This is a genomic window from Metapseudomonas otitidis, assembly GCF_900111835.1.
Lineage (GTDB): Bacteria > Pseudomonadota > Gammaproteobacteria > Pseudomonadales > Pseudomonadaceae > Metapseudomonas > Metapseudomonas otitidis.
Map to the genome: position 1 here is coordinate 190,487 of NZ_FOJP01000016.1, position 13,081 is coordinate 203,567.

The 13,081-nt window shown below is 70.3% G+C and carries 2 protein-coding genes; one reads left to right on the forward strand and one right to left on the reverse strand.

Annotated elements, in window-relative coordinates; genetic code table 11:
- Positions 1-121 precede the first annotated feature (121 nt).
- The gene (locus BM198_RS21390; RefSeq protein ID WP_074972224.1) at positions 122-12,667 is read left to right on the forward strand and encodes a filamentous haemagglutinin family protein; all 12,546 of its coding nucleotides are present in this window, start codon (positions 122-124) and stop codon (positions 12,665-12,667) included.
- 135 nt (positions 12,668-12,802) lie between these two features.
- Here BM198_RS21390 and BM198_RS21395 read toward each other — a convergent pair.
- On the reverse strand, positions 12,803-13,081 hold a 279-nt coding region (locus BM198_RS21395), incomplete at its 5' end, for a transposase (RefSeq protein ID WP_139233679.1).

The following is a 13,081-nucleotide window of genomic DNA, read 5'->3' on the forward strand; positions in this document are numbered from 1 at the left end:
AGGCCTCGTGAACTTTGCGTGACAAAAGTTCGGTCGCCCGCTGCGCCGACGGCCTTGGGGGTAACAGCCATGGCGCGCCCTTCGGGGCGCTGCGCCTCCACCCGAACAAGGACCCGTCGTGATGCGTTCCCAGCCCAAGCCGTCCGTCACCTGCACCGCCCGCCGCGAACACCCCCTCCTGCTCAAGCCCCTGGCCCAGGCCATCGCCCTGATGCTGCTGGCCGGCGGGGCCCAGGCCGCGCCGGCCTTCAGTGCCGGCTGGTTCGCCGAGAAGGGCGCCGCCCAGGCCGCCGGAGCCGCCCGGCCGGGGACCGTGCAGCCGGGTTCGCCACCGCCGCTGGCGCAGCAGCAGCAGGTGCAGCAGCGCCTGGGCCGCTCCTTCGCCAACCTCAACAACACCGTGGCCGCCATCGCCGCGGCCCAGGCAGCCCAGGCCGCCGGACGCGCGGCGGCCAGCGGCGCCCCGCAGACCCTGCACAACGGTCTCGGAGGCAACGGCCTCAACGTGGTGGTGGGGCCCGATGGCAAGCCGCTGTTCATCAACGCCGAGGCGCCGGTGCAGACCGACGCCAACGGCAAGGTGCTGGTGTCCATCAAGCAGACCGCCGACAAGGCCATCCTCAACTGGGAGACCTTCAACGTCGGCCGTGACACCACCCTGGCCTTCCAGCAGGAGGCCAGCTGGGCATTGCTGAACAAGGTGGGCAACAGCACCGCGCCCAGCCAGATCCAGGGCCAGATCAAGGCCGACGGCACGGTGATGATCCTCAACAGCAACGGGGTGGTGTTCAGCGGCACCAGCCAGGTCAACGTGCGCAACCTGGTGGCCGCCGCCACCGGCTTCAGCGACGAGCAGTTCCGCAGCGGCGGCCTCTACAACGGCAGCAACCCGAGCTTCACCAACGCCCAGGGCAACATCCGTGTGGAGCAGGGGGCGCAACTGAGCACGGCTGCGCCCAGCACCTCCACCTCCGGGGGCGGCTATGTGCTGCTGCTGGGCAAGGAGGTGGACAACGCCGGCAGCATCAGCACGCCCAAGGGCCAGGTGCTGATGGCGGCCGGGGACAGCTTCGTGATCCGCAAGGGCTATGGCAGCGACGGCAACCCCACCTCCACCACCCGTGGCAACGAAGTGAGCGCCAGCGGCAGCGGCCGTGTGCTCAACTGGGGCGTGCTGCTGGCCGCCAGCGGCGATGTCAGCCTGGTGGGCAACCAGGTGCAGCAGAACGGCGTGGCCCTGGCCAGCACCTCCGCAGACGCCCGTGGCACCGTGCACCTCACCGCCAGCGGCGCCAATGGCCAGGTGACCCTGGGCGAGGGCAGCACCACCGCGATCCTCCTCGATGCCAGCGCCACTGCCCTCGACAGCCAGCGCGATGCCCTGCTGGCACCGGCCCTCAAGCAGGACGGCGACGTGGTGAACGGCGACGTCTTCCGCCGCGACCTGTCCCTGGTGCAGATCGACAGCAGCGGCAGCGTGGACTTCCAGAAGGGCTCCATCACCCTGGCCACCGGTGGCCAGGTGGCGACCCAGGCCGCCCAGCGCAGCCTGGTGCGCGACGGCGCCGTGATCGACGTCTCCGGCGCCACCGGCGTGCAGGTGGCCATGTCGGCCAACAGCGTCAAGGTCAACCTGCAGGGCAACGAGCAGCGCGACGCCTCGGTCAACCGCGACAAGGGCGCGCTGAACAACAGCGACGTCTGGGTGGATGTGCGCGAGCTGGTACGGGTGCCAGCCGGGACCAACGGCTACGCCACCGACCGCTGGTACACCGCCGGCGGCCTGCTGGAGGTCAGCGGCTACCTCGGCACCCAGGGCCACAGCGTGGCCGAATGGATGGCCCTGGGCGGCACCGTCAGCTTCACCGGCGGCGAGGTGGTGACCCAGTCCGGTTCGCAGATCAACTTTTCCGGCGGCACCCTCGACGTCCAGGGCGGCAGCGTCCGGCAGACCTGGCTGAAGGGCGCCGACGGGCGCCTGTACGAACTCTCCAGCGCCCCGGGCGACATCCTCTACACCGGCATCTACCGGGGCTACGAGGACCACAGCCAGCGCTGGGGCCGTACCGACTACTACTACGACCCGCTGATCGCCCCGCGCGAGCGCCAGGAGGCCGGCTACACCGTGGGCCGCGACGCCGGCAGCCTGGTCATCGGCACCCGCAACGCGGTGCTTGAGGGCGCCCTGGCCAGCGACACCTACCAGGGCACCCGGCAGACCCAGGCGGCCCAGGCCGGCCTCGACGGCTACCGCCAGTCGCAGAAGGCGGCCGCGCGCGGTGGCCAACTGGTGGTGGGCACCTACGCCCCCCTGTACGTGAAGAGCAGCGGCACCCTGGAGCCCGTACTGGGGGCCAGTGCCAACACCCTGAAGCAGGTGGTGTTCGGCCAGGGCGCCGAACGCATCGCCGACGGGCTCGACCTGACCACCGCCCTGCCGGCGGGACGCCAGGGCACCCTGTACCTGGACAGCGCCCAGCTCAATGGCTTCAACCTCGGGGCCATCAAGGTGGCGGCCAGCGAGGGCATCCGGGTCGACAGCGCGCTGCAGGTGGCGCCGGCCGGCAACGTGACCCTATACGGCCCGCAGGTGGAGGTGAACGCCGACATCACCGCCCGTGGTGGCAGCCTCCAGTTGGGCAACGTGCTCAACCAGATGACCGCCCTGGGGCGTGCCGATACCGTGCTCACCCCCACCAGCGGCAGTGCCTCGGTACGCGTGGGGGCGGGTGTGCGCCTCGATGCCAGCGGGTTGTGGAGCAACCTGCTGCGCGAGCCCGACGACACCCGCGCGCTGCCCTACCTCAATGGCGGCAGCGTGTCCCTGCGCAGCAGCGGCAACACCCTGCTGGAAGCCGGCAGCACGGTGGATGTCAGCTCCGGCGCGGCGCTGCTCGCCAACGGCAGGCTGCAGGGCGGCAAGGGCGGCCACGTCACCCTGGCGGCCAGTGCCGGCAACCGGGGCGACAGTGGCGTGCTGAGCCTGGGCGGCGCTCTGCGGGGCGAAGGCGTCAAGGGCGGTGGCACCCTCAGCCTGCAGGCCGCTCGGGTGCTGATCGCCGACAACGCCCCGTCGGCGCCGGCCGGCGCCCTGATGCTGCGTGGGGATTTCTTCGACAAGGGTTTCTCCGCCTACGAGGTGAGGGGCAACCGGGGCCTGGAGGTGGCCGAGGGCACACGCGTCGAGGTGACCCAGCCGCTCTACCGCCAGGCCAGCGGCGCGGGCAACCTGGCCACCGGCGGTGCCCTGTCCGAGGCCCTGGAGCGCTGGTTGCCCCCCCTTTACCAGGAGGATGCCGGCCAGGGCGTGCTGACCCAGCGCCAGGGGGCCAGCCTCTCGCTGCAGGCTGGCAGCCCGGAGACCGCCGCCGCCGACATCGCCAGCACGGCGCTGGTGGTGAAGCAGGGGGCTCTGCTGCATGTCGACCCTGGCCAGGCCATCCGCCTGGCCGGGATCGGCCAGGTCACGGTGGACGGCACCCTGGAGGCCTGGGGCGGGCGCATAAGCATCCTCGGCCTGGGGAGCAACGGTGAGGCCCAGTCCGCGCGGCCGCTGGAAACCTACCGTTCCCTCTGGATCGGCGATCACGCCCGGTTGGACGCAGCCTCCCGCGCCGTCAGCGCGGTGGACGCCCGAGGCAACCGCTACGGCCAGGTGCGCCAGGGGGGCAGCATCGTCATCGGTGGGGAAATCGACGCCAACCTGGGTGACCTGACGGCCAGCGATGCCTTCGTGGTGGTGCGCCAGGGCGCGCGCCTCGATGCCTCCGGTAGCCAGGCATGGCTCGACCTGCCCGGCCAGGGCCCGCTGCGGGTGGCCAGCCAGGGCGGCAGCATTGCCCTGGCATCCACCAGCGGTTTGTACCTGGATGGGCAGCTCCGCGCTGCGGCTGGCGGCGAGGGGGCGGCAGGTGGCAGCCTCTCCGTGGCTCTGGGTGCGACCAAATACAGGTTCGAAGACCCCCGGGCCACTGACGCCGTGCGCCAGGCCCGGGAACTGGTGGTGGCCCAGCAGCAGGCGGCTCCCCTGGCCGAGGGGGCGGGCCCCGAGCAGGGGGCGTCGTTGCTGCGCTATGGCCAGGGCCGGCTGGCGGTGAGCCTGGTGGAGCAGGGCGGGTTCGACAACCTGGCGCTGCTCAGCACCGGGCTGCTGAGCTTCGATGGCAACGTGCGCCTGAACCTGGCCAATGCCCTCAGCCTGTATGCCGGGGCCTACGGCCTGGCCGAGTCCGCCGCGGCGGACAGCCGGGTCGAGTTGAGCAGCCACTACCTGCGGCTGGCCGGGGCCAAGCTGGTTGACGCGAACAGTGGCGAGACCAGCACGAGGATTGATATTGGCACCTCGATACGCCCTGCCACTGGTCAGTGGCGGCTCAGTGCCCGTGGCCTGCTGGACGTGCGCGACAAGGTGAACCTGGGGGCGCGCGGCAGCATCCGCCTGCTGCAGGGGCGCGAGCAGGTGGTGGACCGCCGTGCCTTCGCCCAGGTGCAACTGGACAGCCTGGGTGACCTGCGGCTGCTGGCGAGCCCGAGCAGCATAGCCAACGCCATGAGCCTGACGCTGCCCGGCGACCTGCGCATCACAGCAGCCCAGGTCTACCCCGGCACCGGGGTCAAGGCCTTGGTGCAGGCCACGCGCATCGACATTGGCCGCCCGGTTGGCGCGATCCCGGCGCAGCCCCTGTCGGCCTTTGGCGAGTTGAGGCTGCAGGCCGACGTGGTCAACCAGGGGGGCGTCCTGCGGGCGCCATTGGGCAGCCTGGAGGTCGGTTACGGCGGCAACAGCCCGCGGCCCGCCAGCCGGGTGAGCCTGCTGCCCGGCAGCCTGACCTCGGTGAGCGGTGCGGGCCTGGTGATTCCCTATGGCGGTACCGTGGACGGCAAGACCTGGCTCTACGACGGCGTGGCCCTCTCCACCACCCTGCTGAAGGAGGGGCAGAACAACATGCCCGGCAAGGTGGACCTGATCGGGCAGACCATCGACGTGGCCGAGGGCGCCGTGGTGGATGTGTCCGGCGGCGGGGTGGTGCTCGGTGCCGGGTTCGTCGCCGGTCGCGGCGGCTCCACCGACGCCCGTTTCAACCCGCTGGTGCAATACGGCCCGGACGGCTTCCTGCTGCCGGCCCTGAGCAGCAACCCGGTGTACGCCATCGTGCCCGGCGTCCAGCCGGGTTTCGCCCCCGGCAATGGCGAGGCCGGGGCCGTGGCACCGCTGGTGGGTCAGCAGATCACCGTCGGCGCTGGCGTACCGGGGCTACCGGCGGGCACCTACACCCTGCTGCCATCCACCTACGCCTTGCTGCCGGGGGCCTTCCGCGTGGAGGTCAATGGCCTGGCGGGGCAGGGCGGTGCCCTCGTCACCCAGGCCATGCGCAACGGCTCCTGGTCCACCGCCGGTACCCTGGGCCTGGCCAGCGGCGCCCGCGACAGCCTGGCCAGCCAGGTGATCCTCACCCCGGCCGACTTGCTGCGTCGCTACTCCCAGTACAACGAGACCACTCTCAGCCAGTACCTGCTGGCCGATGCCGCGCGGCTGGGCATCCCCGCCGCGCTGATGCCGCGGGACGCCAAGGCCTTCAACCTGAATTTCTCGCGCAGCGACGGCAGCCAGCCCAGCTTCCGCTTCGCCGGAACCCTGCTGAAGGGCCGTGAGGAGGGAGGACGGGGCAGCATCACCGCCATCGACGCGACATTCGGCAGCCACCTGGAAATCGTCAAGGCCGGCATCGGGGCCAGCGCCGGCTTTACCGGCATCTCCCTGAACGATGCCGACCTCAACGCCATCGGTGCCGGCAGCCTCTTCATCGGTGGTCTTGGCCGTACGGTCTACGGCCAGGGCGGCAACTTCATCCAGCTGGGTAGCACCAATGGGGCCAACGTGCGCAGCGTGACCCTGCGCAGCGGCGCGACCCTGCGGGCGCCGGAGGTCATGCTGATCAGCTCCGGCACGACGGGGGGCATCACCGTGGAGCAGGGCGCCAGCATCAACACCCTGGGCCTGGGGGCTGCCCCGCGGGACTCCCGCGACGGTTACCTGTACAAGCCGGGGCGCAACAGTGTGCTGGCGGTTTCCAACGGCTACCTCAGCCTGCTGGCCCCGGATGTGCCCGACCCCCGGTCCCCAGATGTGGCGCCCGGGCCTATTCGCATCGGTGTCTGCGACGGCACATGCAGCGGCACCACCGGGCTCTATTCCGACGGCACCATCGCCACGGCCACCGACAACCGCTTCGAGTTGAGCGATGCGGTGCGCTACGGCACCCGCAACCTGACCCTGGCAGTGGGCGGCATCAACGTCGGCAGCGCCGAGGTGCTGGCCGACCTGGCCAGCCGCAACCGCCTGCCCAACGGGCTGACCCTCAACCAGGCGGTGCTGGACCGCCTGCTGCGTGGCGATGCCCAGTTCGGCGCGCCCGCGCTGGAGACCCTGGTGCTGGGCGCGCGGGATTCGCTGAACCTCTTCGGCGACGCCAGCCTGGACACCTACGGTGCCGACGGCCGCTCGCGGCTCAAGGAGCTGGTGCTGACCACCCCGGCCATCTACGGCCAGGGCGAGGCGGGTGCGCGTGCACAGATCCGCACCGCCAACCTGGTGTGGAACGGTGCCCACAACGAGGCCGGAGCCATCATCGCCGGCGGTGCAGGCAGCGGCGCGGGCAGCCTGCTGATCGACGCCGAGCGCATCGAGTTCGGCTACCTGCCGGACAGCCAGCCCAGTGCCAGCCCGATCCGCGACCGGCTGGCCGTGGGCTTCGCCAACGTCGAGCTGAACGCCCGTGAGCGCATCACCGCCAACCACAAGGGCGGCCTGGCGGTGTACCAGCGGCAGGACGGCTACACCCCGGGCCAGGGCTTCCAGTACAGCGGCGGGCAACTGACCCTGCGCACCCCGGTGCTGACCGGCGGGGCCGGCTCGGTGAACCGCCTCAGCGCGGGTGGCGACATCCGCATCAGCGCTCCGGCCGGTTCCACGGTGCCGGCCATCGGGGGCGATGCTCTGGGGGCGGAGCTGTCCATTCGCGGGCGCAACCTGTACCTGGAGGGCGCGGTGGTGCTGCCCAGCGGCAAGCTGACCCTGGCGGCCGATGAGCAGCTGAGCCTCGGCGATGGTGCCCGCATCGACCTGGCCGGGCGCAAGGTCACCTTCAACGAGGTGAACAAGTACAGCTGGGGCGGCGACCTGACCCTGGAGAGCCGCCACGGCGACATCCGCCAGGCGGCCGGTGCGCTGATCGACCTGTCCGCGGTCAACAACCAGGCCGGCAGCCTCAAGGCCACCGCCCTGGCGGCCGGCGCCGGCACGGTGGCCCTGGAAGGGCGCATCCTCGGTGGCAGCAGCGGGGAATACGACGCTGGCGGCACCTGGATGCCGTACAAGGCCGGCAGCCTGGAGGTACACGCCCAGCGGCTCGGCGCGGGCAACCTCAGCGACGATTTCGCCGCGCTCAACCAGCGCCTCAACCAGGGCCAGGTGTTCGGCGCCCGCAGCTTCCAGCTCAAGCAGGGCGACCTGGTGATCGGCGATGGCCTCAAGGCCGGAGAGATCAGCGTGTCGCTGGACGGCGGGCACCTCACGGTGAACGGCACCGTGGACGCCAGCGGCGAGCGGGTGGGGGCCATCCGCCTGGCCGGCAAGCAGGGGCTCACCCTTGGGGGCGGCGCGCGGCTGGACGCCCATGGCAACCGCCTGCGGGTGGACAGCTACGGCGGGATCATCGATGCGCCCAACCGGGCCACGGTGGAGCTGAGCGCCGTCGATGGCCAACTGACCCTGGCCAGTGGCGCCCGCATCGACCTGCGCCACGGCACCGCCGCCAGCAGCGGCCACGACGGCCGGGCACGGGGCACCCTGGAGCTGAATGCTCCCCGGCTCGGCGGTGCCAGCGCTGGCGACATCGCCATCGATGCCAGCGGCCCCCTGGACATCCAGGGCGCCAGCCTGATCGCCGTGAACGGCGTGCAGCGCTACGACGATGCCCGCGACGGCAGCGACCCGGCCGCCAGCGGCCGGCCCTACCAGGTCATCGACCAGGCCTATCTGGACCAGAAGCACGCCGAGAGCCTGGCCTTCATCGACCACGCCCTGGCCAACGGAGCGCTGCTCAACGGCAAGCTGGCCGGCCTGAACAACGCCGCCTATGCCGATGCCTTCCACCTGCGGCCCGGGGTGGAGCTGGTCAGCCGGACGCCCGGTGGCGACCTGTTGGTGCAGGGCGACCTGGACCTGTCCGGCTACCGCTACGCCAGCCTCAATCCGCACACCCCCAGGACCGCCGCTGCGGGATCGGGGGAGGTGGGGCACCTGGTTATCCGCGCTGGGGGCGACCTGAGCGTGCTGGGCAGCATCAACGACGGCTTCCTCGCACCGCCGGCCACCCAGGACGACGACGGCTGGGTGCTGCTGCCCGGCAAGCAGCCGTTCAACGGGGATGTGGTGGTGCCCCGTGGCGGCATCGAACTGCAGGATGGCACCTCCTTCCCCGCCGGCACGGTGCTCAACTACGACCTGCCGATCAAGGCCATGACCCTGGCTGCCGGTACCCGCCTGCCGGCGGACGCGCGGTTGAACGGCCCGCTGCTGCTGGCGGCCGGTACGGTGCTGGCGGCGGAGGTGCGCAACGCCGACGGCAGCCTGGCCTACGCGGCCGGCACCCGCCTGGCCGAGGCCGTCACCCTGGCCCAGGGCATGCTCCTGGGGGCGGGGACCTGGCTGCCGGGGGACACTCCGGTAACGGCCATGACCTGGCCGAAGGGCGTGCCGCTGCCGAGCAACGCGCCCAGCACTATCGTCGGTGCGCCGGACAGGGTGGTGCAGGCAGGGAACCTGGTGCTGGCCCTGGGGGCGCTGATCCCGGCGGGCACCGATGTGAAGCTCGCCGCCGGGGTGGAGAAGATCAACCTGCGAGGCGGTGACGGCAAGGGACACAATTGGGCCGTGGCGCAGATGCTGCCCGAAGGCTCGCAGTCCTGGTCGCTGCGGGCCGTGGCCGGTGCCGACCTGCAGGCCGCCGATAGCCGCCTGGTCGACCCTTACGCCGAGCACGGCGAACTGCGCCTGGCCGACACTCACTATGGCTACCTGGCGACGCTCAAGCCGGCGCCATCGACCCGCCTCCTCACGGCGGAGGGTGCACTGGCATGGTATGGCGATGAGAGCTTCGCCGGAAAGCCGGTAGCCGAGGTCATGGCTGAGTTCGGCTGGGATGAAGCGAGCATTTGCTATGAGGCCAGTCTATGTGCTCTACCGCCAGGCCCCAGGGTACTAAGCGATGAAGCTTCGCTGCTTTACTGGGGTGACCTGAGCTTTTCCGGGCGTCCAGTCGCAGAATTGGCATCCCTATGGGGTATGACCGACGACGAGTTCTGCGCAAAAGGGGCAACGCTCTGTATCGTCGAGGGGACACCTGAGCCCTTGCCCGAATACAACTACGCCCTGGGCAGCAGCCGCTTCAGCGTGCTGCGCACCGGCACCGGGGACCTGGACCTGGTGAGCGCCGGGGACTTCAATCTGCACTCCCTGTACGGCCTCTACACGGCCGGTACCTCTTCGCTGGGGCTGTCGCAGTCCGCGGCCTACAACCAGGCACGCGGTGTGGCCACGATGCCTGGCTCGACGAGGCCAGGCGACAAGGTACTGGGCTCCAACGGAGGCATCTACGAAACCCTGGTGGACGGCGGGGCCAGCAGCCTCTACCGCGCCTGGTACCCGGACCGGGGCGGCAACCTGTCGCTGACGGTGGGCGGTGACCTGACCGGCGACCTGATCGGGCGGCAGCAAAGTGCAGGCGGGGACAAGACGCAACTGGAGGGCAGCGCAGTCAGCAATTGGCTGTGGCGCCAGGGCGGCGGGCCTGACGCGGCATCCACCGTGCCCAGCGCCTGGTGGATCAACTTCGGCACCTATGTGCCGTTCAATGACAGCACCGAGGTGGCCCTGGCCGGCTTTACCGGCTTCGGCACCCTGGGCGGCGGCAACCTCGACGTACGCGTGGCCGGGGATGCCGGCCTGTTGGCGCCCCGGGGAGCCATGAAGTACGACCTCGCCAACCGCAGCCAGGGCCTGGTGCTGGCCGTGGGCTCCACCGGGCGCCTGGTGGACGGCCACCTGGTCACCACCGGCGGTGGCGACCTGAACCTGGTGGTGGGCGGTGCGCTCAACCCCGACCTGGAGGCCCGAGGGTTCCAGGACGATGCCAAGCTGCCCATCAAGCAGCGGCATGACCTCAATGGCAGCCTGGTCAATCTGCGGGGAAGCCTGCGCGCCAGTGCGGCCTCCTATGGCGGCATCGACACGATCACCGGGCCGGAAGCGCTCAACCATGACGCCCGGGAAAGCCGCGCCTACGACCCCTTCACCGCCACCAAGGCCTCCGCCACCGGCGGGCTGGTGCTGCTGCCGGGGGACGCCACGGTGAGCCTGAATGCCCGGGGCGACCTGGTGCTGGGGGGCGTGGGCGATGCCGGGCGCAGCCAGGCCCTGGGTGGTCAGGCCGTGGACTTGGCCGGTACCCGCAGCAGCGGCTTCGCCTGGTTCAGCCTGTGGACCGATCACACCGCCATCGACCTGTTCGCCGCCGGTGGCAATCTGACACCCTCGACCCAGTTGGGCGAGATGAGTTTGTTCGACCCGGATGTACGGACTGGCATGGACTACTCCGCTACCGACGGGCGTTTCGTCTACCCCTCCGTACTGCGGGCGGTGGCACCGGCTGGCAGCCTCTACTACGGACCTTCGGCGCAGGAGTACCAGCATGTTATCGGCGTGCTAACCCATTCCCTGCTACTGGCCCCGGGACGCCAGGCCCAGTTGGAGTTGCTGGCCGGAAACTCCATCTACGCCGGGGGTTATGCCCTTTCGCCGAGCAACGCTCCCCAGGACCACCTGGCCACGCCCTTCAAGCCGGGCTTCTACTACCTCGATGCGTCAGGCGCCAGCCATGGCGACCTGGGCTGGAGCGGCAACCCCGGGCGCAGCCTGTTCGCCTTCGGTGGCACCGGGGTCGAAGGCGCCTACCGTGGTGCCGACCAGCCGACGCGCATCTACGCCCTGCGGGGTGACATCGTCGGGGTGCGCACGGGCGAGATCCTGCAGTTTTCGGTCAATCCCCGGGCTGGTGAAACCTGGTACGAGGGTGCACGCCCGACCCGCCTCATGGCCGGGCGCGACATCGTCAACAGCGGGCAGATGGTCGGTCTGCCAAGCCCGAGAAAGATAGAAGGCTCTCCGCAGACCACCGGCAACCTGTTCGTCCACGACGCCCCCACTGACGTCTCGGTGGTGTCCGCCGGGCGCGACATCCTCTTCAGCAGCTTCAACGTTGCTGGGCCCGGCACCCTGGAGATCACCGCCGGTCGCCAGCTGCGCCTAGAAGACCAGGCCACGCTGAACAGCCTGGGAGCCATCGTGCCCGGCGACAAGCGCCCGGGTGCCGACATCGCCCTGCAAGCCGGTGCCGGCAGCGGCCCGGACTACCTGGCCTTCGCCCTGCGTTACCTGGACCCGGCAAACCGCCTCGCCCCCGGCGCCAGCCTGGGTGCGGGTGGCGTCGCGCAGACCTACGAAGCCGAGCTGGCGGCCTGGTTGGCCGAGCGCTTCGGCTTCAGCGGCAGCCGCGAGCAGGCGCTGGCCTACTTCACCGCACTGGCGCCGGAGCAGCAGCGAATCTTCGCCCGCCAACTGTACTTCGCCGAGCTGCGCGCAGGCGGGCGCGAATACAACGATGCCGGCAGCCCGCGTTTCGGCAGCTACCTGCGCGGCCGCAATGCCATCGCCGCGTTGTTCCCCAGCCATGACGTGGCCGGCAACCCGATCCGCTACGAGGGCGACATCACCCTCTATGGCGGTGCCGGGGTGCGCACCCTGTTCGGGGGCGGCATCCAGATGCTCACGCCAGGCGGGCAGCAGGTGTTCGGCATCGAGGGCGAGGCGCCGCCGGCCTCGGCCGGTGTCATCACCCAGGGGGCCGGGGACATCCAGCTGTTCGCCGAAGGCAGCGTGCTGCTGGGCCAGAGCCGCATCATGACCACCTTCGGTGGCGACATCCTGGCCTGGTCCGCCCGGGGCGACATCAACGCCGGACGCGGCTCCAAGACCACCCTGGTGTACACACCACCCCGTCGCGTCTACGACGCCTGGGGCAACGTCACCCTGTCGCCCAGCGTGCCCAGCACCGGTGCCGGCATCGCCACCCTGGCGCCCATCCCTGAGGTACCGCCGGGCGACATGGACCTGCTGGCGCCGCTGGGCACCATCGACGCGGGGGAGGCCGGCATCCGCGTCTCCGGCAACGTCAACATCGCCGCGCTGCAGGTGATCAACGCCGCCAACATCCAGGTGCAGGGCAAATCCAGCGGGATACCGGTGGTGGCTTCGGTTAACACCGGAGCACTGGCCTCGGCCAGCTCGGCGGCCAGCTCCGCCAGCGGCGCCGCCGAAGAGGCCGCGCGAGGGCAGCAGCGCGCCGCCCGCGATCGCCAGCCGTCCATCGTCACGGTGCAGGTGCTGGGCTTCGGCAACGAACGCCTGCAAGGCGGCGAAGAAGCCCGCGCCCCGGCCCCGACCGGCTACGACGCCAACCGCAGCGTGCAGGTGCTCGGCGCTGGCCCGCTGGACGAACAGGCCCGCAGCCGCCTGACCGAGGAGGAACAGCGCAACCTCACGCTTTGACCCCATCCCCGGCCGCCCTTCGGGGCGGCACCTCTTTCCCGAGGGCGGCAGGTGACTGCCGCTCTTTTTTCTGCGTTTAGGAAATTTCCCTACGTTCAGGGAACATCAGCGCTGCTTTCTGGTTTGCCTCTTTGACTAGGTTCTGTACGAAAAGTACTGCCGCAGGCATCGCAGCGTGCAAGCCAGCGTGACCATTGCGGCAAAACTCCTGGCGAGCTTGTCGTAACGGGTGACAATTCTCCGGTTTTCTTTTAGCCAGCCAAACATCCGCTCAATGATATTCCGCTGCCGGTATTTCGGACGATCAAACAGTCGGGGTAGTCCTGGCTTGGGTTTGCGCTTCATGGTGCGCTGTGGAATCACCGGCTGCATGCGGTAGCGGTCGCAGTACTGGCGCAGATGCTCGGCATCGTA

Excerpts from the sequence above, each read along its gene's own strand:
- BM198_RS21390 (WP_074972224.1), top strand. The coding sequence starts at position 122 with ATGCGTTCCCAGCCCAAGCCGTCCGTCACCTGCACCGCCCGCCGCGAA.